Raw genomic sequence first — 23598 nt, 5'->3', positions numbered from 1 at the left:
AAGAGCAAATGTATCTACGACGTTATAGCAAACACACCATTGAAGCGTACTTAAAGTGGAAGGCAGTATTTACCCGCTTTAACAATCCGCGACACCTAGTGAACAAACCTAAGGGTAAAACTCGCCAATTCCACCAGACGTTAAGCATAAATGCCAATCAATAAACCTGGTTAACACTCAAGTACAAGACTGATTGTTAATGCTTATCCACCGTTTTCCTCAGACTTTAATGGTTTCTGATAACTGCGGCGATCAGGAATAGGAGAACCTGTGCCACCACCATGTCCACTAACAGCTCTTTGCTGCTGCTCCGTCAGATGTTTCATATCTTTCCTTTCTAAGTCGATTTGCGATTATCAGAACTAATATCCCCTCCGCAATATGCACGAGCGATCGCATCGAGCTATATAAGTTATTTCTTATAGGGTAGATTTCATATTAACAATGCGAGATTACATTGCAACCGTATAATGTAAAGAGGTCAAAAACGGTTCAGCCACACAGCTTACAGAACAAGCTAACCAATTGAAAAATTAAAAAATACAAACCTAATGACTTGCTGAATACACGGTACATAGCTGTAAGTATTCTCACATTCCCCTGTTCAAAACACAGACTTATTTATTTATGAATTGGCAATAATATTATATTTACCCCACAAGGGTATTGGATATGCCACAACACGAAGTTCTGCCTGCTCTTTAACTTATCGCCTGATAACAAACACAAAAAAACCGCTCGTCCTAAAACGAGCGGTTTTCATCATTTGCCAGCCCTGCAATTACAAGGCTTACAAACCAATGTTACTCAGCATAAGTCTCTACAGCCGGGCAAGAGCAGATCAGGTTACGGTCGCCGTATACGTCGTCGATACGGGTTACCGTTGGCCAGAACTTGTCTTTTGCAACTGATGCAACCGGGAACGCTGCGTAGAAGCGGTCGTAGGCGCGATCCCACTCGTTGCCCAGTACGTCTGCCTGGGTGTGCGGTGCAAACACCAGTGGGTTGTTTTCTATAGACCATTCGCCGTTTTCTACTTTGGCGATTTCAGCGCGGATAGAGATCATGGCTTCGATGAAGCGGTCGATTTCTACCTTAGACTCAGATTCTGTTGGCTCGATCATTAAGGTACCAGCAACCGGGAATGACATAGTCGGTGCGTGGAAACCGTAGTCCATCAGACGCTTAGCTACATCCATTTCTGTGATGCCTGAGCTTTCTTTAAGCGGACGCAGGTCGATAATACACTCGTGGGCAACGCGGTCGTTGCGGCCACGGTAAAGTACCGGATAGTGCTTGCTTAGCTTCTCTGTCAGGTAGTTGGCGTTCACGATGGCCATTTCAGTGGCTTGCTTCAGGCCTTCGCTGCCCATCATGGCAATGTACGCCCATGAGATTGGCAGGATGGCTGCTGAGCCGTAAGGTGCCGCAGATACTGCGCCGTTACCTTCGTTGGTGCCCGCTACTTTAATCACGCTGTGGTTAGGCATGAATGGTGCCAGGTGTGATTTAACACCGATAGGACCAACACCCGGACCACCACCACCGTGCGGGATACAGAATGTTTTGTGCAGGTTCAGGTGCGATACGTCAGATCCGATTGAGCCCGGGCTGGTTACGCCAACCTGTGCGTTCATGTTCGCGCCGTCCATATAAACCTGGCCACCGTGCTGGTGAACGATCTCACATACTTCGCGGATAGCCTCTTCGTATACACCGTGGGTAGACGGGTAAGTAACCATGATACAAGACAGGTTCTCTGATACGTCTTGGGCTTTCGCACGCAAGTCATCCAGATCAATGTTACCGTCGCTGTCACAGCCAACCACAACCACTTTCATGCTGGCCATTTGCGCCGACGCCGGGTTAGTACCGTGTGCAGAGCTTGGGATCAGACAGACGTTACGGTGACCTTCGCCACGTGACTCGTGGTATTTACGAATCGCGATAAGACCCGCGTATTCACCCTGCGCACCTGAGTTAGGTTGCAGTGATACTGCGTCGTAGCCTGTGATGTTAACCAGCCAGTCGTGCAGCTCAGTCATCATTACCTGATAACCCTGTGCCTGCTCTAGCGGGCAGAATGGGTGTAGTTCAGCGAACTCAGGCCAGGTGACCGGGATCATCTCAGCGGTCGCGTTCAGCTTCATGGTACAAGAACCCAGAGAGATCATAGAGTGGTTCAGTGCCAAATCTTTGTTCTCAAGACGCTTGATGTAACGCAGCATCTCAGTTTCGCTGTGGTAGCTGTTGAAGTTGTCGTGTGTCAGTACTTCGTCATCACGCACCAGGCTCGCCGGAATACCCGTGATGCCATTTGCTGACACTTCACTGTCCAGTGCTGCCACGTCTAAGCCATGGCCTTCGCCCAGGATGATGTCGAACAGTTCAGCGATGTCACCGCGGGTGGTGGTTTCGTTCAGTGCAATTGAATACTCGCCAGCGTGGTTGATGGCAAAGTTCACTTCGTTTGCAACGGCGCGCGCGACTACTGCGTCTTTGTCTGCGTCGTTAGCAACCACTGTGATGGTGTCAAACCAGGTGTCGTGCTTCAGTGCCACGCCTTTGGCTTTCAAGCCAATTGCCAGAATGCTGGCAAAACGGTTAATGCGCTCGGCAATGGTTTTCAGGCCCTGTGGACCGTGGTACACCGCATAGAATGCAGCCATGTTGGCCAGCAGTACCTGCGCTGTACAAATATTTGAGTTGGCTTTTTCGCGGCGGATGTGCTGCTCGCGTGTTTGCATTGCCATACGCAGTGCATCGTTACCTAAACGGTCTTTTGAAACACCAATGATACGGCCTGGCAGTGAACGCTTGTATGCATCGCGTGTTGCGAAGAACGCAGCGTGTGGACCACCGTAACCCATAGGTACACCAAAACGCTGTGCAGAACCCAGTACCACGTCTGCGCCCAGTTTACCTGGTGCTTTCAGCAGCATTAAGCTCATGATGTCAGCGGCCACACAGGCAATCGCTTTTTTGCTTTGTACTTGTGCGATGATGTCCGTGATGTCAACCACTTCACCTGACGTAGTTGGATACTGGAACAGGGCACCGAAGATCTCGTGATTTGCCGCCTCGCTTGCAGGGCCAACGATCACTTCAAAACCAAACTGCTCGGCACGGGTTGTGACGACGTCGATGGTTTGTGTGTGTACGTCTTCTGCAATGAAGAACAGGTTCGCTTTTTTCGCTTTAGAAACACGCTTAGCCAGCGCCATGGCTTCGGCTGCTGCGGTTGATTCGTCAAGCAATGACGCACTGGCCAGGTCAAGGCCGGTGATGTCCATGGTCATAGTCTGGAAGTTAAGCAAAGACTCAAGACGGCCTTGTGCAATCTCTGGCTGATATGGCGTATACGCAGTATACCAACCTGGGTTTTCCAGTACGTTACGCAAGATAACGTTTGGCACGTGTGTCGGGTGGTAACCCTGACCGATGTAAGATTTGAAGACCTTGTTTTTGCTTGCTACAGATTTCAAGTAGCTCAGCGTTTCTACTTCGGTACGGCTTTCACCAATTTGCAGGCCTTGCTCTAACAAAATTGAGCTAGGTACTGTCTGACCGATCAGCTCTTCAACACTCGATACTCCAAGCGCAGCAAGCATGTCACTCACCTGAGCCGGGCTCGGGCCAATGTGGCGACGAATAAAGTCTTGCTTTTGCTCTAGTTGTTCAAGAGATTTGGCGTTTGACATGTGTCCAGATTCCTATGATCCAAGTAAAAATGGGGGTGTCACTGTTGTTCGACGACCTGCACCTTGATGCACAGTGCGACGAAAATACCTTGGTAACAGTCACAGAGTTTAACGGTGTTGCCACGCCTTATACCAATTTGCTTAATTAAGTGTTCTATTTTGAGGCGAGAAAATATGTTCGATAACCAGGCAAAAATTTTGCTATTTAGTTGTTCTAAATGAGAAATTTTTAACACAGTTAGCGTCATATTTGCTCCGTCAAATTGAACAGGTATTAAGTGAAATTGGTATTATACTGGGCGCAACTATAAAAGCCCCACACAGGGGGCTTTTATGGTATCTACAACGAATTAGTCTTCGTCGATGTTGGCTTCGTAGCCTTCTGCGTCAAGCAGGTTTTCAATCTCGCTTTCGTCAGACGCTTTAACACGGAACAACCAGCCGTCACCGTAAGGGTCGTTGTTTACTGATTCAGGAGAGTCTTCCAGCTCTTCGTTAACAGCAACAATCTCACCGCCGATTGGCGCGTAGATGTCAGATGCAGCTTTAACAGACTCAGCAACCGCGCAGTCTTCACCAGCATCAACTTCGTCACCTACATCAGGCAGGTCTACGAATACCATGTCACCCAAAAGTTCCTGTGCATGCTCAGTGATACCTACAGTGTAAGTGCCGTCGCCTTCAGCGCGAACCCACTCGTGTGACGTTGCGTACTTTAACTCGCTAGGAATGTTGCTCATTTTTTTGTTCCTTTGGTCGATTTATGTGGGCCATCGCCCGTTATTCTTTAATGCTCTGTTCGTTACAGAACCGACTTACCATTGCGTACAAAGCAAGGTTTAACCACTTTAACGTCTACCAGCTTTTTGCGCATTTCAACCTGAGCTGTGTCACCCGTAGAGCGAGGTACACGGGCCAAAGCTACGCTAAAGCCTAACGTCGGCGAGAATGTACCAGAAGTGATAACACCTTCGCCACCTTCTACGATAACTTTAGAGCCGCCGCGCAGAACGCCTTTGCTCTCAAGTACCAGGCCAACCAGCTTATCTGTGCTCTTGTCTGCACGTTGCTGCTCGATCACCTTACGACCGATAAAGTCACGCTCTGCCGGCTCCCAGGCAATGGTCCACGCCATGTTAGCAGCCAGTGGAGAAACGCTTTCATCCATATCTGAGCCGTAAAGGTTCATGCCTGCTTCTAAACGTAGCGTATCACGTGCACCTAGGCCAGCCGGACGGACGCCCGCGTCTAATAATTTTTGCCACAGTTGCGCTGCATCATCGTTGTGTACAACGATTTCGTAGCCGTCTTCACCTGTGTAGCCAGTGGTGGCAATGAACAGCTCTTCGGCTTGCACGCCAAAGAAAGGCTTCATGCCTTCTACTGCTGCATTTTGCGCATCGCTCAGAATGGTCGCTGTTTTTGCTTTGGCATTTGGGCCCTGTACCGCAATCATCGCGTACTCTGGACGCTCAGTGATCGCCACATCAAAGTCAGCTGCAACGCCGTTCATGTGCGCTAAGTCTTTTTCGCGTGTTGCAGAGTTTACAACCAAGCGGTATTCAGTTTCAGTGAAGAAGTAGATGATCAGGTCATCGATCACGCCGCCTTGTTCGTTCAGCATGCCGGTGTAAAGTGCTTTACCCGCTACTTTGAGCTTTGCCACATCGTTAGCAACCAGCTTACGCAGGAACGCCTGTGCATCTGTGCCTTTCACATCAACGATAGTCATGTGAGATACGTCAAACATGCCTGCGTCTTCACGCACAGCGTTGTGCTCTTCGATTTGCGAGCCATAGTTGATTGGCATTTCCCAGCCGTGGAAATCGACCATTTTCGCGCCAGCTTCTAGGTGCTTGGCATGCAGTACTGTTTTAGAAGTCATACTCTTTCTTCACTTATTGTCATCACACAATCCGGCAACATCCGGATTGTGTTCACCAGCGCAACACTGGCGATTGGGGTTAATTTGGGGCGTGTTCGCCTGAATGAGCAAAACCCTGCTCAGCCAGTCGAGCCTGCCACAGGCTCAAAGATTCCTGATTTGCAATCAGCTGATAGTGCTGCTGGCCCTGTTGTACTAAAGTGGTCACAAACACATCGCCACTTTGTTTACCATAGCAGGCCAGTTCATCTGAAATTTGCAAACCCGGCGTCAGTGAAAAACTGTTCAGCACCGTCTCAAGCGCCGCCTGACCGCTCAGTTGAGCAATCGCCAGATCGCTGCGACGGACCAGTTCAATATCGTAGTCACTGTCATGTTTGCTTACCAGCGCAGAAAGGGCCCGAGCGGCGCTTTCACTCAGCACAAAACGGTAGGCTGTTTCGCTGAAGTAATACACAGCAAAAGAATGACCGCCAACCAACAGACCTTGTACGCCAAGTCCGGGCGCCATCAGTTTATTGAGGTTCAGCCCCAGCTCCTGATTCAGAAAAGGCGTGGTTTCAAATCCGCTGAAATCCAGTACAACCAGATCCTGTGGCGAGAAAAGACGATTTTCCGCCGCCACCGTGCCCTGACGGTGTTTAGCGAAGATGATTGGCGTGCTCATCATGCGACTATCCTGATGAAATTAAGATGGAGAAAAGTATAGGGATCCGCCTGCGCAACAACAAATTGTATTTATTTATCGTTTGATAAATAATATTAATGTATTTAGGTTTTATAAATTGATTTTATTAATATGAAAAACTTATCGATTGATGGCCTGCGCACCCTGGTGACTGTGGTAGAAGTGGGCGGTTTTGCCAAAGCCGGTGAGCTGCTGGGCCTCTCTCAGCCTGCTGTAAGTTTGCAGATCAAACGCCTTGAAGAGCAACTGGGCTGTAAACTATTTAAAAAACAGGGCCAACGTCAGGTACTCAATCAGTATGGTGAACTACTGCTGCCTCAGGCCAAGCAAATGCTGCAATTCAACGATGGGATCATTCAGCAATTTACCTCAGAGAGCGTCACGGGCCGGGTGCGCCTGGGGATCCCCAGTGAATTTGCCGCGCGTATACTGCCTGCCATTATCGGCGATTTCGTGTCTTTATATCCGGATGTGGCGCTGGAAGTGAAATCCCGACTCAGTAAACACTTACTTTCTGTGTCACGACAGGATCAGTTCGATTTAGTCCTGGCGCTGAACGAGGACCTTGCTTCATCTAACTATCCGGTGTTTATGCAGGACCAGCTGGTTTGGGTGGGCGACCTGTCTTTAGCGCAACAACAAATTGTCACTTTGGTGACGGCGCCGGAAGGCTGTATTTATCGTCGCCGCGCCATCGAGGCATTGCAACAGGCCGGGCTGCAATACCGCATTGTATATAGTAATGCGGATTTAACCGGCCTGACGGCTGCACTTAAAGAAGGCCTGGGCATCACCGTGCTGGCCAAAAGCACCGTGCCGGCTACGCTCAGTTACCAGGCGCAAACGCCCTTTTTGCCCGAGCTGGGTCAGATTGGTATCAGCCTGGTTAAAAACACCCAAGAGTCTGCGCACGCGGTGAATAAGCTGGCCGAGTTTATTGCACTGCGCTTGGGGTAGACGTTGCTTTTGAGACCTACGGGATGACGGGTGGCGTATGAGGGAATAGGTGTAGTTAGTGTCACTCCTGAGTCGCCAGTTGGTAGATCCCGCATCAAGTGCTGGATGACTGAGAGTGGGTGTGGAATGACTGGGCGGGTGCTGGATAACTGAGAATGAAAACGAGATAACGCGTGTTGAGCTTGATAACCGGGTGATGAATCTGTCAGATTTGAAAGGGCCACTGTTTTGCAAACAGTAGCCCTTAAGCACCTGCTATTCGCCGATGGCCTGTTGTACAAATAAGTCTTTAATGGGGCCGAGGTTATCTACCACATTCAGACCCACACCACGAACTAACTTTTTCAGTGGGTGACTGCCGCTAAACAGCTCCTTTAATCCCTGCATCATCGCAATGTGCTTTTGTGCATCGAGTTTGCGGCTGCGCTCATACTCCCGTAGTGTGCGGTGAGAGGCAAACTCCTCACTGTCTTCGCTGAGTGCTTTGATCAGATGTGCGGCATCTTTAAGGCCCAGATTCATGCCCAATCCGGCAAGCGGGTGGATGGTATGTGCAGCATCACCCATTAACACCACTTTACCCGTCAACCATTGCTGTGCGTAACGCATTGTTAGTGGAAATACTGCGCGCTCGCCCTGAACACGACACAAACCACACTGGAGGTCGCTGGCCGCGCTCAGTGCTTTATTAAAGCTATGCTCGTCCATCGCCATTAACTCACGGGCATGTTCAGGAGCGGTAGACCAGACGATTGACTGTGTATGCGGATCAGATAAAGGCAGCAGTGCCAGCGGACCGTCCGGCAGGAACACTTGTCGTGCTGTGGCATCGTGAGGTTGCTCGGTTTTGATGGTTGCAACAATGGCATGATGATCGTAGTCCCAGAAGCTGATCGGCAACTTAAACTGACTACGCACACCGGAGTTTGCGCCGTCTGCCGCAACCAGCAGTTTAGCCATTACCGGCATCCCCTGTTCCAGCGTGATCAGCACGTCGCTGTCGGTCTGGTGAATAGACTGGTAACGGCTGCCAAACATCAGACTTGCCTGACTGTGCTGCTGCAACGCCTGGTATAAAGCATAGCGAATGGCATCATTCTCAATGATATGGCCCAGTTCCGGTAAAGCCAGCTGCTGTGCATTAAACTGAATACGGCCAAAGCTATCGGCATCGCACACCGACATTTTACGATAAGCCGTAGCACGCTGCGCTTTAATTGCGTCCCACACACCCAACGATTCAAACAAACTCTGACTGGCTAAACTGATGGCACTGACCCGCGCGGCATACGCCTCATTGAGTGGCTGCGGCTCTGGACCAGCATCCAGCACCATCACCGAGACATTGTGCTTTGCCAGGCCCAGCGCCAGCGCCAGACCAACACACCCACCACCGACTATGCACACTTGTACTTGTTGCATGATTATTCCTTACAGGGTTCGTCCCATGAGTTGTCGCGCCAGTGGCGCTTTCAATTGTGAGAACAGGCTCATCGACAACAGGCCGCAACTGCGTCCCAATGCCAGCATACGAGAATCATTAGAGAACAGCCTGACCAGTGCATCGGTCAGCGTCATAACACGTTGAATATCTGACTCGCGTGCGATTTTATAGCCTTGCGTAAAGCCATGACTGCCCCACTGCTGTCGGTCAGTCTGTTGCAGTTGCTCAGCCAGCGCCTGAATGTCACGCAGCCCCAGATTAAAGCCTTGTCCGGCAATCGGGTGAATGGCATGTGCGGCGTTCCCAATCAGTACGCAGCGATGATGCACCAGCTGCTCTACCCGGCCCAGTACCAGCGGGTAGCTGGTTCGTCTGCCAACCCGTTCAAACATCCCGGCACGATAGCCAAAGGCCGCTTGCAAACGGGCCAGAAACTCAGATTCTTCGCACTCACGTAAAGACGCCAGTGCCTGCTCAGGCATACACCACACCAGAGAGTAACGGTTGTTGCTCATGGGCAACAGTGCCATCGGGCCATGCTCTGTGAAACGCTCAAACGCCTGACCCTGATGCTTGTCGCTGATCTGCACGTTAGCAATCAGGGCACCTTGTGTGTATGCGACACTGTCAAAGCCAATATTCAGCTTGCTGCGAGTCGGCGATTGCGCACCATCGGCCACAACCAATAACTTACCCGACAGGCTTTCGCCACTATCTAACAACACCTCGACCTGCGCCTGTTGCTGCGTCAGTTTGGCTATCTTAGCAGGACAATACAGTGCAATATCCAGCTTACTGAGCTGTTGATGCAGATAAGCGCCATAAGGGTTGACCTCGACCACATAGCCCAGTGCATCAACGGCAAACTCATCATGGGTAATTGTGGCTTTGCCAAAATGACCCCGATCTGACACATGTACCTGAGTGATAGACTCAGCAAAATCCCAGTTTGGATCAAACAAGCCTAAAGCACGCAAATACGACACTGACTGCTCGGCCAATGCCAGGCTGCGGTCGTCAAAGCTGGGGTGATGTGCAGTTTTAGGTTCAAAGGCTTCAATAACCGCTATCCGGCTATCGGGTTGCTGTTTTTTTATCGTGACGGCAGCCGTGGCACCTGCCATGCCGCCCCCCACGATTAACACATCAAAGTGTTGCAAGTCTTGCTCCTGCTTATCGTTATTCGCCTGAACGCATTAAAGCTTCTATCTCAGCAATGGTTTTAGGCACCCCTGCAGTGAGATTTTCAAAACCATCCGGGGTGACCAGTAAATCATCTTCAATTCGCACCCCAATTCCTTTGAACTGCTCCGGTACTTCGGCATCTTCGTCAAAATACAGGCCCGGCTCTATGGTCAGCACCATGCCAGGTTCAAATGGCCGGTCGGCTTCATCCAATTTGTATTCGCCAACATCGTGCACGTCCAGTCCCAGCCAGTGGCCAAGACCATGCATGTAGAACGCCTTACAAGCCTGCTTTTCCAGTAACTCGTCCACTTCACCGGCCAGAATGCCTAATTCTATCAGCCCTTGAGTCATCACTCGCATGGCCGCTTCATTGGCTTTAACCAAAGTGCCACCCGGTTTAACCTGCTCAAACGCGGCCTGTTGTGAGGCCAATACCAATTCGTACACCGCTTTTTGTGGTGCACTAAAGCAGCCATTCACCGGGAAGGTACGGGTAATGTCAGCAGCATATCCTTCAAGCTCACAGCCGGAGTCGATCAGGATCAAATCTCCATCGGTTAATTCATCGCAGTTGTCGGTATAGTGCAAAATATTGGCATTATTACCCGATCCCACAATGGTGCCATAGGCCGGGTGCCGTGCCCCATTCATGGCATAATGATGGTGGATTTCTGCTTCCAGCTGGAACTCAGTGGCACCGGGTTTAGCAAATCGCATGGCACGCTTGTGTGCTTGTGCACTGATCTCACCCGCTTTGCGCATCACGGCAATTTCAGCGTCTGATTTAAACAGTCGCATTTCATGCAGCAATGGGCGCACATCTTTGATGATCTCAGGTGCCCGATAGCCTTTTTTCGGTGCACTGCGCAATGTGCCAAGCAGGGTCCAGATTTTATCGTCAAACGCTGTGTATGTGCCCTGACCGTAATAAAGTGCCTTACGACCATTAACCAACCTCAGCAGTTCATCGTCCAATTCGCTCAATGGAAAAGTCTGGTCCAGCTCAAGCGCTGTTTTGGCTTTTTCGTGGCCCATACGGCGACCATGCCAAATCTCAGCCAGCTTGTCTTTGTTGCGGCAAAACAGGGTTTGTTGTGCTGTGCCGTCTTTGTCTTTACTCAGTACCAGGACCGCGTCTGGTTCTTTAAACCCGGTCAGGTAGAAAAAGTCGCTGTCCTGACGAAACGGATATTCAGTATCGCGGCTGCGAGTCAACTCAACGGCGGCGGGGATCACCGCCACGGCGTTATTATCCATCTGCGCCAGCAACTGAGTGCGGCGCTTTACAAATTCCAGGTTGGCTATCATCATAATTAATGCACTGTTTTAGAGGTCGATGAAGCGGCGTCTTTACCAAGCTCAGCAAAACATAGCAGTGCCGATACACGAATGTATTCAATCACTTCATGCAGCGCTTGTTTGTCTTCCTCACTTTCATCGAAATGAGTATCTAATTTAGTGATCTCGCTAAAATCACCAATCACTTCCTTTACGTCAGCCGAAAACTTACCGTAGTCTTTTTGCTTAAGGCCAAAGCCGAGCAAGAACCCGGACACCCAGGCCACGAGTGCATTGGCCTGATCGCTCAAGCTTTCTTCCAGTGGTAAATACAGCTCAAAGTGGTGCTCAGGATCATTAAAATGCGCAACCACCAGCTTATACAGCTCGGCAAAAAATTCTTTCAATGGCGCGGCAAACTTCTGACCATCGTTAAAGACATCGCTCAGCAGCCCAAGGTATTCCTGCTCTTCGATATTCAGACCACATGCAAGTAATCCGCTGATGGTTCCGTGCACTTCAGCCGGGGCAATGTAGATATCGTGTTGTTCCAACAGTAGCTGCGCTTGCTGATAATCTCTAAATTCACTCATGGATATTGTTCTCGTTTGCTTTCGTCTGCTTAGTTAATGCTACCACCCGAAGTATAGCAACAGCAACGACTTGTCTGTTTGTGTACAAATAATCTGCGCACTTTTTTGCCCTGCTCAGATGGCAAACAAAAAGTGCATAAATCGCAGCCACTCGAACGACTTTTTGCAGATATTTACGGATAAAGGTTTCTAGATGCGGCTGGGTCTTATATACTGAAATCGTTCCCTAGCACGTCGGACAGTGGATGATGTCCCTGAGCCGATAACTTTTTCTTAGGAACGCAGTTTGCTTACTATTGCGCAAGCTCGGCAGGTACCGAGAAGCCTACGGTAGGCTGTTGCTTTCCGCCTTGAACCTTAGGGTTCAAGGACTGACATCTGCATCCGCGTTGCCGGGGACACCTTTCCCATCTTTATCGCCTAATCAGCTCCAAAAACTCCGAATAATTCTTCTCTCGCTTACTCAGTACTAGCCACCCAGTATGATGACGACCTGGTTTCCATAATCAGCTGAGGTATTAATTTTGGGAAATGCTTTTCAATCAGGTACAAAAAAACGCCCCGAGAGGCGCTTTTAACTGAATCGTTAAATCGTCGAGTTACTGTGACAATTTGCGTTTGGCAGGCTGTGCGTAAATAGACAGCACCAGTTGGCGCAACTCTTCCGGTACCTGCTCCAGCGCATCCATAAAACGGTTTTTGTCCTGCTCACTACTTTGACTTTCGTCACCCGCAGCCAGATAGTTACTGGAATGCAGATAGTAATTGCTGACAATCTGCTGATCGATGATTTCAGCCAGCTGCTCCGGCGTTTCAAACTCATCATCTATGGGCGTGCCAAATGCCACATGCACATGGCCTTTGTCACTGCTAAATCCTTCAATGATGCTGTTGATGTCTTCACCTTCCGCTTTCACATATTCCCCAAATTGCTGTTTATGATAAAGCTCACGCGCTTTTGAAACCGCACACGGTTCATACTGATAAGAAATCGATACTGGTACAATCTTGAGCTGACGCACATAATCCGCAAACGGCAGTTTTAGCTTGCGACCTTGAAGCTGCAACATCTTCAGCAATGCCGGATCGGTAAAGTCGACCCCATCTTTGGCGCGACCTTCTTTTTGTGCAATCCAAATTGAATTGCCCTCACTCAGTGAGTCATAAATATAAGCCGACAGCTGAGACAACGCGCGCAGCATTTCTTTTGGGGCTTTGGCAGAGCGCTTAACGATAAAGCTCTTGTTTAAGCGCATTAACTCAGTGATGTAAGGAACCTGGAGTAGGTTATCGCCTATGGCGATACGCATCGTTTTCATTTTTTGCTGATGCAAGCCCCAGTTAACCAGTGCCGGATCCAGGACAATGTCTCTGTGATTAGAGATGAACAGATAGGCCCCCTGGCCATCAAGCTGCTCTAGCCCTGAATAGGTCACTTTGCTGGTGGTGCGCTCAATCAGCATCGCCAGGTACCCGGCTACCTCATCCTGAACGGCCTCGACATTGTTGACAGACTGCCACTTTTTCTTCAGCCGGCTACGTACCAGTGGCCGGGATATCAGCGCCCAACCTGCCAACCAATTGGGCAAGTTATGCTCCGCAATCACATCAATAAACTGATCATCGTCCAGCAAGCGCTGCAAAGCTGCGGGGACTTCATCGTCATTGTAAGGTCTGATATCTGCGTATTTATCCACTAAACTACTCTTTTATTATTGGTGGTTGTCATCAAAACGTCTTATTCTATCGTGTGCCCGGATCGGAAGCTAAGAATATCAAGTCTGACCAGAAGCACCCACACGATGCATAGCCTGACTCAAGCGCAAGCTTGCTATGCCGAAACCTGTGTTGGCGCAAAGCGTTGCTTAATTCCCATCAGCATCAACCTGACCATTAATAAAGCCAATACCACACCACTGACCAACGTCAGCCAACCTGGTAAAACTTCATGATCATGTCCCATCATAGGTGCAACGGTAAAGCCAAACTGGGCAACCAGCCAGTCAGTTAAGAATCCGAATACAATCGCGACCCCAATGACTGCCCCCAGATAAGCAAATACAGCACGACGCCCCAGCTCTTTAGCGACCACCCCTATGGTGGCAACATTGGTGGCCGGCCCGGCCAGCATAAATACCAGTACCGCACCCGGAGATACGCCCGCCAGGAGCAACCCGGCAGCAATCGGCGTAGATGCTGTGGCACAAATGTACATCGGAATACTGACCAGAATAACCACCATCATGGCCAGGATCCCATTGCCCCACTGAGCCAAAAAGGCTTCGGGAACATAGGTTTGCACTAAAGCCGCAAAGAATAGACCAATCAGTAGCCATTGCATAGTATCTGCAAGTAATTTGTTACAACTAAATTGCACAGCAGAAGCCAATTTTTGCCACAGCCCTGGCTTAGGCGCAGCTGGCGCACAACAGGAAGCTGCTGGTTCAGCCGTTTTGTGTGAAGACTTACTGTCGCAACAGCCTTTTTCAGACTCTGGCTCTGTCTTAGTTTTACTAGCGCAACAACTTGCAGACTGTGTTGCTGCCGGTGTGTGCTCGCTGGCACAGCAACTGCTTTTTTCAGGCTGGGCTTTTTTTACCGAGCTACCACAACAGCCCCCCCCTGAGCCACTTGCCGTGTTTTGCGGTTTTTTTCCCTCATCTTTACCAACCAATACACCGGCCGTAATGGCACTGGCGACGGCCGCAATGGGCCGTATCACAGCCATAAATGGACCAAGTAGTGCATAGGACACAGAGATAGAATCCACCCCGGTCTCAGGTGTCGACACTAAAAAGGCCGTGGTGGCACTCTTTGACCCGCCTGCACGCCTGAGCCCGATCGCAGCAGGAATAACACCGCAAGAACACAGCGGCATGGGTGCCCCAATCAAAGCGGCTTTTATGGTGGTCCAGAGCCCTTCTTTGCCTAAGTGTTTTTGTAAAAAGTCTTTGGGAATAAATACATTAAGCAACCCGGCGAGTAACAGGCCCAACATCAGCCAGGGTGCTGAAACCAAAAAGAGTTGCCAAAAATTACTAAGCAGAGCCATCTATATCCTCCAACGCAGTCAAAATAGAGCAATCATCAGCGCTTTCCTCACCGCCACAACACCGCTCGGCCAGCACACTCAAAGAGCGCTCAAACTTCAGCAGTTCTTCAATCCTTTGCCGGGTTTGTGCCAGTTTTTGCACTGTGAGTGACTTAACCTCTTCACAGCTGTGATTATGTTTATCAATTTTAATGGCCAGCAACTCCTGAATATCTTTGAGACTGAAACCCACGGTTTTGGCTCTTACGATAAAGCGCATCTGTTCAAGCGCGCTGTCATCATACAACCGATAGCCCGCCGAGCTGCGTGCTCGCGCTTGCAGCAGACCCTGGCGTTCATAATAACGCAGTGTGTCGGTAGACACATTCAATTGTTTTGCAATATGGCCAATCTTATACATCGTCAGTTTTGCCGTCCTTTATGAATCTACTTAGAGTATAAACCTTGGAGTTGAGTTCAAGGTCAAGTGCAAAGATAAACTAACCATAAAAATGATACACTCCCGCCATCTGTTAGTAAGGAAGATTTGCCCACATGAATATTGTTGTTTTAGATGCCGCCACATTGGCGGGTGTCAGCCTCGACCCTCTGCGCAAGCATGGCGCCGTTACCGAATATCAAACCACATCACCCGACCAGCTGCTATCGCGCCTTCACGGTGCAGATGTGGTTGTGACGAACAAAGTCGTGCTCAATGCCGACACGCTGAGTCAGTTGTCTGATCTCAAATTGATCTGTGTCGCCGCAACCGGCACCAATAACATCGACCTGGAAGCCGCACGCAGCCACAATATCGCCGTGACCAATGTCGCGGGTTATTCCACCCCCTCAGTGGTCCTTCACACCTTTACGCTGCTCGGCAACTTAATGAGCAATATTCACCGCTATGCACAAGACTGTGCAAATGATGCCTGGCAACAGAGCAACATATTTTGTCGTCTGGACTACCCTATACACGATTTGTCAGGCAAACGTTTTGTGATAGTCGGATATGGTAATCTTGGTCAGGCTGTTGCGAAGGTTGCCGCCGCCTTTGGTGCCGAGGTTATTATCGCAGAGCGCCCGGGGCAAGAGGTAATACGTGAGTCACGCGTTGCCTTTAAAGAAGCACTGCGAGACGCGGATATTGTCTCGGTCCATTGCCCTTTAACAGACACCACCCGAGACCTATTTGACGCCAGTACGCTGGCCTTGCTCCCGACTCACGCCATTTTATTGAATACCGCGCGAGGCGGTATTGTTAATGAACAGGCACTGGCAGATGCATTAGCCCAGAGACAGCTTGGCGGTGCAGGCGTTGATGTACTTAGTGTTGAGCCAGCGACAGCGACAAACCCGCTGGTGCAATACAAAGGCGACAACTTGTTACTGACGCCACACAACGCCTGGGCCAGCCAGGAATCTATCACCCGTCTGATTGACGGTATTGCCGAGAATATCACCAGTTTTTTACAAGGAAGTGAGCGTAATCGTCTGGTATAAGCGTGTCGTTTCTGGTGCTCAGTAACATGCTTTATGAATTGGCTGTCTCCAACTGTGCGAAATGACACGAAGTGAAGTTGTACCACGGGTGTTTACGCTCAACAAAAAGTTGCCTGAACACCATTGACCGCTTGACGCTCCCGTTCAGTAACGTGATCCCGGCTTTCGGGCCGGGAACTATTCTCATACAACGCATGAGTACCTGTCCTGCAACTAGTCATTGAGCTATATCCGGCATCGAATAGAAATGGCGCCTAACGTGACATTGCAAATTGTTATTTTGACTAACTATTAGTGAATTCATACAAAACTTAGCGTTATAAAAAACCAGTGATTTCATCAACCCTCATAACCCTTTGATTTTTAATAGTTTAAAAACTGGCAAACTCTTTGCAAAATACACTTCAAAGAAAACAAAGACGGCTAAGCCTGGGATATAAAAGATGAAAAAACTACTACTTGCCACTGCGCTATTAAGTTCAACCGTACTGACAGGCTGTGTGGTCGCGGTCACGGATGGTGAAATTAACGGCAGCCACTATGGCTGGAAAAAAGAGCAAAAACAGAATCGCGAGAAAATCAGCCAACTTAAAATGGGCACTGAATATCAAAGTGTACTGAACAAGCTTGGTACACCTGACTTCACAGATATGGTGTCTAAAGGAGATACTGTCTATCAGGTTCTGTATTTCGCAACCAACAGTAAACATTCAGATGGCGTTGTCACAAAAGATGAATGCACCCCTTTACTGTTTAAAAACAGCAAGCTGGTTGGATTTGGCGATACGGCCCTGGCACAACTGCTGTAACCAGCGCTACTGACACGGTTCAGTGCGACTTAGCACTGAACCTTCACACCACACTCAACACCGCCTTTTGTTGCCGTTCACGTGCATCGTTCAGCGCCGAGGCAGCCAAGTCCAGCGGATCCCGATGTGCTCGGGCAAAATCAGCTTTGGTATAGCAAATGCCTGCACTCACTGTCACATGGGCACAAGTCGGCGATTCAGGATGCCGAATCGCTAAGGCTGCAACCGCCATATGAATGGCCTCGGCCACTTCCTGAGCTTCAACTTCACTGATATCACGCAGCAACGCCACAAAACGTCCGCCATCATAGCGCGCCGTAAATCCATCCATATTATTGATGATACCCGCCACTACCTGGGCAATTTTATATAGGCATTCATCGCCTCGGGCATGACCGAATAACTTGTTGTAACGCTCAAAATGATCAACACCCAATACAAACACTGCCAGTGGCCGAACCCCCGAAGCACATTGCCGCCAGAACATTGCCAAAGTTTTATCCAGTGCCCGCCGGTTGGGTAATGATGTCATGCCATCTACTAAAGCCTGCTCACAAAGCTGATCATTACGCTGCTTTATAGCCAGATGAATTTTTACCCGCGCTTTAACAATATTGGGGTTAAACGGCTTGGTAATATAGTCGACCGCGCCCTGTTGCAGGCTTTGTGCTTCATCCAAAAAACTGGCGCTTGCGGAGATCACTATCACAGGCAATTGCGCTGTTTCGGGGTTCGCCTTTAACGTTTGCAAAAACACCTCTGCCGCATCACCGAGCTGCTGATTGTCCATAATGATCAGGTCTACGCAGGTGCTGTTCAGCTCTTCCTGCGCCTGCTCAGGTGACGAACTCAGTGTCACCAGATAGGTTTCTTCGAGGGTATTTTGTAGCACCACTCGGTTAAGTGGATCCGGATCCAGAACCAGAATATGGGCCGATTTGTGCATTTTCTTATCCTTTTAGCCAAAACGAAATAAAACACAAAGTTTGTTCTGCTGCCGCCAGCAACTGCTTTTGATCACATGGTAATTGATCAGGTGCATCTTCATTCGCTTGCTTCGCAGCGGCTTCACATATGCGCGCCTGAGCCGCTAATCGGTGTAATCCTAACCCTGCTGCTGACCCTTTGATGGTGTGAGCCAGACTAAATAGCTCAGCTGCGCTCAGCGCTTTGTGTAAAGATGCGATGTACTCCTCACCAAGCTTAGCAAACTTTTCCAGCATGGTACGTACCAGCGCTTCATTGCCCATCATTTGTGACAAAGCAAACGGATAATCAAATACCGTATCGTTATCTGGCACATAGTCCTGAAGCGCCGCACACAGATCGACCGGTGCCACAGGCTTAACTAAAAAGCCGTTTAATCCTGTTGCCATAGCCTGCTGCTTTTCCTGCTCATGGGCATTGGCGGTTAAGGCAACAATAGGCAAACTTTGTTGATCAAACTGACTGCGCAATTGTCGGCTGGCTTCATAGCCATCAATGTTAGGCATGTACAAATCCATCAACACCACTTCCGGGCGCAGCTTCTGACAAATCGCAACGATATTTTCAGCACTACTCAGTGCGACCACGGTGGCGCCGCGCTGTTCCAGTACCGTCCTGCTGATATCCAGATTAACTGGATTATCATCCACCACAATACACAACAAAGGCGATAAGATGCAGGTATTCGGTAACGCGGCTTTTGGCACTTCCAATGTGCAGGTACTCAGGCTCTGGTAAAACACCGGCTGAGCGAGCCTGATCGCCTCAGAGTCAGCGGGCAACAACTGTGAAAATGCGCCTGTGTCAGGCACCAACCACTGTGCGTCCAGCCCTGGCTCCGATTGACTCAATGCGCGGACGTGGGCAGGGTCATTAGACGCCAGGTAATGAACCGGAGTCGACTGACTGAGCGCACTCAAATCAGCCAGGCTGCCCTGGTGAATCCCCTGGTGGGCCAGATAAGGCAAAGGTGCCTGTCCACCCAAAATCAAAAATAGCGATTTGCGGCTTTGCTCATCAGATAACGCCGCACGCTCTAATCGCAGGGTAAACTCAAATCGACTGCCGACGTCGGGCTTACTTGTTAACGTCACTTCGCCGCCCAGTAACTCAATCACCTGCTTCACGATGGCCAGACCAAGCCCAATACCTTCATGAGGGCGAGAGCTGCTTTCATTTCCCTGAGTAAAAGCATCGAATAAACGTGCCTGATCCTGTTCACTGATCCCAGGGCCGGTATCCCAGACACAGAACTGGATAGTCTGCTCAGGTGCCTGTATGCCTGGTTGCAAAGACAGGCTCAGGCCTACTCTGCCATGCTCTGTGAACTTGACCGCATTGCCCAATAGATTCATTAATACCAGCTTGATACGTGCTTCATCACCGATCAATCTCGGCCAGATAAAAGGGTCTACCTCTATCTCGAACTCAAGTTGCCTGGCACTGCTCAGTGGTGTGATCAGGCCACTCAGACTGGAGATCAGATCAACCAGACAAAATGGCTGGTTGTTGGGTTTACCCTGCCCGCTCTCCAACCGGGCAAAATTGAGAATGTCATTCAGCATGGTCAGCAACTGCTGCGCAGCACTTTCGATTTGCTCAAGCTTTTGTTGTTCTTTCTGGCTATCCAATTCGGGCTTGAGAATGCTCACCATCCCCAAAATGGCATTAATAGGCGTGCGGATCTCATGACTGATATTGGCAATAAAGCGGCTTTTGGCATGATTAGCCCGCTCAGCATCCAATCGGGCGCGCACCAGTGCGGTCACATTTTGTACGTGGATAACAAAATACTTGGGATTCTTTTGTTTGTCCCAGACCAGAGAGACACTCAGGTGCAGCCAGCGTTTGGGATCTTGCTGAGCCAGACTCAGTTCACTGGCCCCCTGTCGTTCCTGTAAGCAATGGTCCAGCACATCATTCAGTGCCTCAACATCGGCATCTTCAAACACGCTGTACAAACTACTGCCAATATCAACACGCACAAATAACTTACGCGCCGTCCGGTTAAGTTCCAGCACAAGTCGGTCAATAGACAGTAAAATCACCCCATTGGGCGCATACTCAATGGCTGCTTTAAAGTTCTGCTCGGACGCCCGTAACGCAGTCAAAGCCTGCTGCTGCTCACTGATATCCCGTGCTACCCCCAAAGTCCCGATACGTTTACGCAGATCGTTGTACAAAGGCGAAACGGTGATCAGATAACTACTTCCCTCCAGCATCAGAGTATCGGTAAGGCTTTGTCCCTGAAAGTTCATAGTTTGCTCAAGATCCAGCAAAGCCAGGTGACGCTCTGTTACTTCCTGATGCTCACGCGCTACCAGATCGACCTGAGCGACTCCTATAAATCGCTCAAACGCCTCATTACAGCCAATAAATGAACCATCAATATTTTTGTAGTAAACCAGATCAGGCACCGAGTTCAGGACCGTTTTAAGCAATGCCGCCTGGCGTTCCTTGGCCTCTAAACTACGCGACAGGGCTTTCTTCTGTCGCTGAACTTGCTCATCCAGTTTGGTATTGTTTTCCTGCAACTGTTGCAGTGCATGCCGCTTCTGTGTGACGACCTGTTTTATTTCTCTGAACCATGGCTGCCAGTCTCTCGGAACAGCATAATTCATCGTCGCTTCTGGGGTGTGCTCCTGATAAGTCAGGTATCTGACAAAATGCTTGAGAGGCCGGATAAATACTTGCGCGTTAAGCCAAACGTAAGCGGCAAAAGTAAAGACAATAAATATGATCAAAAACCCCAGCTCCAGTAACACCTCATATCGCGCCGGTGCCGAAAAACGGGCTTCATCCTGGACAAACCTTAAGGTAAAAGGCTGCCCGCTCGGACGATAGTTAAAGCGAATGCCGCCCTCCCAGGGCAGCTTAGCATTGCGTACCAAGCTGTCGTCCAGATCCTGATAGCCTTTGCTGGAAGCCAATATGACACCCGGCTGCGTGCCTTTCAGTGCCAACGTTCCTCCACCAAAAGTCATCTGCTGCAGTCTGCTGGCAAGTTTATCAACATCATAAATCAGCAGGATCTGCGATTGTGATCCACTGGTCAGGCGCTGCCCCAGGGCAAAGTAGTGCTTACCAAATACCCGGGTAGGCATGCTGGTGGCCGTGATCCCCTGACTAAATTGTGGTGTAAAACGCGATTCAACAATGGCCGTTAGCAGGTTGCTCTGACTGGTATCACGCCGTTTGACAAAGGCAAAGCCGTTTTCCTGAATAAAAACCACCGCTTCGAGCTCATCAATTAGGGCAAGCGCGGTATTGAAACTGGGGCCCAAAGCCATAATTTGCTGCCATTGAGCTATCAGTTGCGGCGTTGGCACAAAGCGACCCAGCCCCACAACCTCTCCCCCATTGTCTGGCAGCTGGCGATAAAAATAACCTGCCTGCTGACGAATATTCTGCTGCCACTGTGCATCGAGCTGATAGCGGATAGGTTCAGCCAGGCTATTGCGAACACTGGTAATGGCCGTTTGCGCAGCCAGTGTCTCTTGCTCAACTTGTCCGGCAAGCACGAAAAATTGGGCCTGATACACTTGATACTGGCGCTCTAGCTTAATCTGATACAAATGAAAGCACAGCACCACAGCCAACAACATAGGTACCAGCACGGCAATACTGATCGCCTTACGATAGTTCTTAAGAGGGAGAAATTCCGGCACGCAATGGCTCGACGTTAGTTCCTTGTTTTAGCAAGAGTAACGAGCACATGCCAATCTTTCAAGTGAGTTAGAAAGCCAGGATGAGAAATAAGCGGACCGCAAGGGTCCGCCTGGTGTTACAAGTTTTGCTCAGCAAATGAAGCGAGGCGGCTTCTCACCACGCCATTAAGATTAATGGTGGCAGAGCCTTCAAAATCTTTGAAGCGCTCAACAATATAAGTAAGCCCTGAAGTCACAGGGGTCAGATAATTGCTGTCTATCTGCGCCAGGTTACCGGTGCAGATAAGTTTAGTGCCCTCGCCACAGCGTGTGATAATGGTTTTTAACTGGGAGGCCGTCAGGTTCTGGCTCTCATCCAGAATCACCACCGCATTTTGGATACTGCGTCCACGCATAAAGTTGACCGACTTAAACTGAATGTTGGCCTTTTCCATAATATAGTTACGGCTCGAAATGGGGCTCTCGTCGTGTTTGTGTAATACCTCCAGCGTATCCGTGATTGCCGCCAGCCAAGGGGCCATTTTTTCTTCTTCCGTGCCAGGTAAAAAGCCTATGCTTTCTGCAATTTCCGGGGTGTTACGAGTTACAATCACCTTATCGTAGACGCCTTTCTCTATGATCATTTCCAGCGCACTGGCCAGCGCCAGTAAGGTTTTCCCGCAACCGGCCGGGCCTGTCAGGATCACCAACTCGATATTTGGATCCAGCAAGGCATCCAGCGCCATGCCCTGATAGACATTTTTAGGCGCAACGCCCCAGGCCTGTTGGTGCATCAGGCGCTCAACGCTAATGTCTTTTAATGTCACGTGCTCTGTATCATAGCCCACCACCCGGGCAGCAAAGTGCTCCCCATCATCTATCAGGTATTCATTGACAAAGACTTCCGGCATCAGTTTCGCGGGCACCTGATGCAAGGTGTAACGGCCCTGCTGCTCCGTCTGGCACTCACCCACATTGGCCCAGAAGTCCCCGGTAAACTTATTATACCCCGAGGTCAGCAGGTTAATGTCATCAATGAGCTGGTCAGTACGGTAATCCTCTACAAATTTGAGGCCGGCCCCTTTGGCCTTAAGGCGCATGTTAATGTCTTTGGTGACCAGCACCACTTTTTTATCTGAGTATTGTTTCTGTAATTGAATGGCGCAGTTAATAATTCGGTGGTCATTTTCGTTACCCGGTAAACCAGAGATGCTATCCGGATACAAGTGATCATTGATCACGATGAGCTTGCCGCTGCTCGCGGGTTTATGCGTATCGCGCTGCACTTTGGGCAAGGACACCCCCTCCAGCATTTGCTCTGGTGAGGCGTTACGCAACACGTCATCAAGGCTGCGAATGGCCACCCTGGCATCGCTGCTGACGTCGCGTTTTCTGTCTTTTATGTGGTCCAGCTCTTCCAGAACTGTCATGGGGATTACTACGTCGTGTTCCTGAAATGAAAAGAAAGCGAGGGGTTCGTGAAGGAGTACGTTGGTATCTAACACATACATTTTACGGTCGAGGTCATCATTTCCCATAGTGCGTTCCTATTTAGTGAAAACTACTACTGAACAAAGACTTGGTCGCCAAGCAAGCCAATGCTCTTACCCTAAGTTTAGTCTATTTGTCACAAAAGTCGTTTTTATGACAGCCGCGTTAACCACCCGGCAAGACAATGCGTCATCGCTACGTCAATTTTGAACACTTGAGCTATGCTTATTTTTCGTCGTGAGGACGTAAACACTGTGGCCGGAAATAACGCCAAACAGGACAACAAGTAGCCCAGGCTCCTGTGTTCGCTGAGGTCAATAGCATAATGTGAAAAAAATCACAGTTTATGTACGTTTATCGTTGTCTCACAACCTTGAACAAGGCGGTGCTTCTCGG

Annotated in this window: 19 protein-coding genes and 1 other RNA gene; 5 read left to right on the top strand and 15 right to left on the bottom strand. The window is 49.6% G+C overall.

What is annotated here, in order from left to right; all coding sequences use genetic code 11:
* Positions 1-203: 203 nt before the first annotated feature.
* Together QNM19_RS16275 and gcvP are read right to left on the bottom strand one after the other, a co-directional pair.
* Positions 204-326, bottom strand: coding sequence for a hypothetical protein (locus QNM19_RS16275; protein WP_284026935.1), 123 nt, complete (start codon positions 324-326; stop codon positions 204-206).
* 477 nt (positions 327-803) lie between these two features.
* Positions 804-3701, bottom strand: coding sequence for an aminomethyl-transferring glycine dehydrogenase (gene gcvP / locus QNM19_RS16270; protein WP_049864225.1), 2898 nt, complete (start codon positions 3699-3701; stop codon positions 804-806).
* A 14-nt stretch (positions 3702-3715) separates the two neighbouring features.
* Between gcvP and QNM19_RS16265 the strand changes: the two genes are divergently transcribed.
* Positions 3716-3850: a hypothetical protein gene (locus QNM19_RS16265; protein WP_275446734.1), complete on the top strand. Its 135-nt coding sequence runs from the start codon at positions 3716-3718 to the stop codon at positions 3848-3850.
* A gap of 201 nt (positions 3851-4051) precedes the next feature.
* Here the strand turns inward: QNM19_RS16265 and gcvH are convergent, their stop codons facing one another.
* The 3 genes from gcvH to QNM19_RS16250 form a co-directional block, all read right to left on the bottom strand.
* Complete coding sequence (gcvH, locus tag QNM19_RS16260; RefSeq protein WP_049864226.1) at positions 4052-4441, bottom strand: glycine cleavage system protein GcvH; 390 nt, start codon at positions 4439-4441, stop codon at positions 4052-4054.
* A 62-nt stretch (positions 4442-4503) separates the two neighbouring features.
* Entirely contained in the window at positions 4504-5586 is a 1083-nt protein-coding gene (gene gcvT, locus QNM19_RS16255) for a glycine cleavage system aminomethyltransferase GcvT (protein WP_049864227.1), read from the bottom strand.
* Positions 5587-5665: 79 nt separating this feature from the next.
* A complete protein-coding gene (locus QNM19_RS16250; RefSeq protein WP_049864228.1) occupies positions 5666-6256 on the bottom strand; it encodes a hypothetical protein in 591 nt (196 codons plus the stop codon).
* A gap of 129 nt (positions 6257-6385) precedes the next feature.
* Between QNM19_RS16250 and QNM19_RS16245 the strand changes: the two genes are divergently transcribed.
* Complete coding sequence (locus QNM19_RS16245) at positions 6386-7231, top strand: LysR family transcriptional regulator (protein ID WP_049864229.1); 846 nt, start codon at positions 6386-6388, stop codon at positions 7229-7231.
* Positions 7232-7486: 255 nt separating this feature from the next.
* Here QNM19_RS16245 and QNM19_RS16240 read toward each other — a convergent pair whose 3' ends face one another.
* Genes QNM19_RS16240 through QNM19_RS16225 form a run of 4 tightly spaced genes read right to left on the bottom strand, consistent with a single transcriptional unit; the run spans position 7487 to position 11734 of the window.
* Positions 7487-8653 (bottom strand): FAD-dependent oxidoreductase, encoded by a 1167-nt coding sequence (locus QNM19_RS16240; RefSeq protein ID WP_284026934.1) that lies wholly within the window; start codon positions 8651-8653, stop codon positions 7487-7489.
* Positions 8654-8662: 9 nt separating this feature from the next.
* Positions 8663-9835 carry a 2-octaprenyl-6-methoxyphenyl hydroxylase gene (gene ubiH / locus QNM19_RS16235; RefSeq protein WP_284026933.1) on the bottom strand — a complete coding sequence of 391 codons (1173 nt, stop codon included), beginning with the start codon at positions 9833-9835 and terminating at the stop codon, positions 8663-8665.
* A gap of 19 nt (positions 9836-9854) precedes the next feature.
* On the bottom strand, positions 9855-11171 hold the full coding sequence (gene pepP / locus QNM19_RS16230; protein WP_284026993.1) for a Xaa-Pro aminopeptidase: 1317 nt from the start codon (positions 11169-11171) through the stop codon (positions 9855-9857).
* Positions 11172-11176: 5 nt separating this feature from the next.
* Positions 11177-11734: a UPF0149 family protein gene (locus QNM19_RS16225; protein ID WP_010385254.1), complete on the bottom strand. Its 558-nt coding sequence runs from the start codon at positions 11732-11734 to the stop codon at positions 11177-11179.
* Between the two features lie 220 nt (positions 11735-11954).
* Here QNM19_RS16225 and ssrS point away from each other — a divergent pair.
* Positions 11955-12137, top strand: a non-coding RNA gene (ssrS, locus tag QNM19_RS16220) — 6S RNA.
* A 196-nt stretch (positions 12138-12333) separates the two neighbouring features.
* On the opposite strand, the gene QNM19_RS16215 is transcribed toward ssrS, so the two are convergent.
* The 3 genes from QNM19_RS16215 to zntR form a co-directional block, all read right to left on the bottom strand.
* Positions 12334-13431 (bottom strand): lysophospholipid acyltransferase family protein, encoded by a 1098-nt coding sequence (locus tag QNM19_RS16215; protein WP_049866341.1) that lies wholly within the window; start codon positions 13429-13431, stop codon positions 12334-12336.
* A gap of 134 nt (positions 13432-13565) precedes the next feature.
* Positions 13566-14786: an SO_0444 family Cu/Zn efflux transporter gene (locus QNM19_RS16210; protein WP_049866342.1), complete on the bottom strand. Its 1221-nt coding sequence runs from the start codon at positions 14784-14786 to the stop codon at positions 13566-13568.
* Positions 14773-15186 (bottom strand): Zn(2+)-responsive transcriptional regulator, encoded by a 414-nt coding sequence (gene zntR, locus QNM19_RS16205; protein ID WP_284026932.1) that lies wholly within the window; start codon positions 15184-15186, stop codon positions 14773-14775. The genes QNM19_RS16210 and zntR overlap by 14 nt, the downstream gene beginning before the upstream one ends.
* Before the next feature lie 134 nt (positions 15187-15320).
* On the opposite strand from zntR, the gene QNM19_RS16200 reads away from it, so the two are divergent.
* Both QNM19_RS16200 and QNM19_RS16195 read left to right on the top strand, forming a co-directional pair.
* Positions 15321-16268 (top strand): D-2-hydroxyacid dehydrogenase, encoded by a 948-nt coding sequence (locus QNM19_RS16200; RefSeq protein ID WP_284026931.1) that lies wholly within the window; start codon positions 15321-15323, stop codon positions 16266-16268.
* Positions 16269-16711: 443 nt separating this feature from the next.
* Positions 16712-17077 carry a DUF3192 domain-containing protein gene (locus tag QNM19_RS16195; protein ID WP_049866343.1) on the top strand — a complete coding sequence of 122 codons (366 nt, stop codon included), beginning with the start codon at positions 16712-16714 and terminating at the stop codon, positions 17075-17077.
* A 43-nt stretch (positions 17078-17120) separates the two neighbouring features.
* On the opposite strand, the gene QNM19_RS16190 is transcribed toward QNM19_RS16195, so the two are convergent.
* The 3 genes from QNM19_RS16190 to QNM19_RS16180 form a co-directional block, all read right to left on the bottom strand.
* Complete coding sequence (locus QNM19_RS16190; protein WP_049866344.1) at positions 17121-18023, bottom strand: GGDEF domain-containing response regulator; 903 nt, start codon at positions 18021-18023, stop codon at positions 17121-17123.
* 4 nt (positions 18024-18027) lie between these two features.
* Positions 18028-21732, bottom strand: a complete 3705-nt coding sequence (locus QNM19_RS16185) for a PAS domain-containing hybrid sensor histidine kinase/response regulator (RefSeq protein WP_284026930.1) — start codon at positions 21730-21732, stop codon at positions 18028-18030.
* Between the two features lie 116 nt (positions 21733-21848).
* Entirely contained in the window at positions 21849-23249 is a 1401-nt protein-coding gene (locus QNM19_RS16180; protein ID WP_058797530.1) for a PhoH family protein, read from the bottom strand.
* Positions 23250-23598: the final 349 nt, after the last annotated feature.

Source organism: Pseudoalteromonas ardens (genome assembly GCF_030125445.1).
GTDB classification, from domain to species: domain Bacteria; phylum Pseudomonadota; class Gammaproteobacteria; order Enterobacterales; family Alteromonadaceae; genus Pseudoalteromonas; species Pseudoalteromonas ardens.
The sequence above is the reverse complement of the archived record's forward strand: the minus strand, read 5'-3'. Positions and strand labels throughout refer to the sequence as shown.

Excerpts from the sequence above, each read along its gene's own strand:
- QNM19_RS16265 (WP_275446734.1), top strand. The coding sequence starts at position 3,716 with ATGATCCAAGTAAAAATGGGGGTGTCACTGTTGTTCGACGACCTGCAC.
- QNM19_RS16225 (WP_010385254.1), bottom strand. The coding sequence starts at position 11,734 with ATGAGTGAATTTAGAGATTATCAGCAAGCGCAGCTACTGTTGGAACAA.
- QNM19_RS16275 (WP_284026935.1), bottom strand. The coding sequence starts at position 326 with ATGAAACATCTGACGGAGCAGCAGCAAAGAGCTGTTAGTGGACATGGT.
- gcvH (WP_049864226.1), bottom strand. The coding sequence starts at position 4,441 with ATGAGCAACATTCCTAGCGAGTTAAAGTACGCAACGTCACACGAGTGG.
- gcvT (WP_049864227.1), bottom strand. The coding sequence starts at position 5,586 with ATGACTTCTAAAACAGTACTGCATGCCAAGCACCTAGAAGCTGGCGCG.
- QNM19_RS16240 (WP_284026934.1), bottom strand. The coding sequence starts at position 8,653 with ATGCAACAAGTACAAGTGTGCATAGTCGGTGGTGGGTGTGTTGGTCTG.
- QNM19_RS16210 (WP_049866342.1), bottom strand. The coding sequence starts at position 14,786 with ATGGCTCTGCTTAGTAATTTTTGGCAACTCTTTTTGGTTTCAGCACCC.
- QNM19_RS16250 (WP_049864228.1), bottom strand. The coding sequence starts at position 6,256 with ATGATGAGCACGCCAATCATCTTCGCTAAACACCGTCAGGGCACGGTG.
- gcvP (WP_049864225.1), bottom strand. The coding sequence starts at position 3,701 with ATGTCAAACGCCAAATCTCTTGAACAACTAGAGCAAAAGCAAGACTTT.
- QNM19_RS16190 (WP_049866344.1), bottom strand. The coding sequence starts at position 18,023 with ATGCACAAATCGGCCCATATTCTGGTTCTGGATCCGGATCCACTTAAC.
- QNM19_RS16245 (WP_049864229.1), top strand. The coding sequence starts at position 6,386 with ATGAAAAACTTATCGATTGATGGCCTGCGCACCCTGGTGACTGTGGTA.
- QNM19_RS16200 (WP_284026931.1), top strand. The coding sequence starts at position 15,321 with ATGAATATTGTTGTTTTAGATGCCGCCACATTGGCGGGTGTCAGCCTC.
- pepP (WP_284026993.1), bottom strand. The coding sequence starts at position 11,171 with ATGATAGCCAACCTGGAATTTGTAAAGCGCCGCACTCAGTTGCTGGCG.
- zntR (WP_284026932.1), bottom strand. The coding sequence starts at position 15,186 with ATGTATAAGATTGGCCATATTGCAAAACAATTGAATGTGTCTACCGAC.
- QNM19_RS16195 (WP_049866343.1), top strand. The coding sequence starts at position 16,712 with ATGAAAAAACTACTACTTGCCACTGCGCTATTAAGTTCAACCGTACTG.
- QNM19_RS16180 (WP_058797530.1), bottom strand. The coding sequence starts at position 23,249 with ATGGGAAATGATGACCTCGACCGTAAAATGTATGTGTTAGATACCAAC.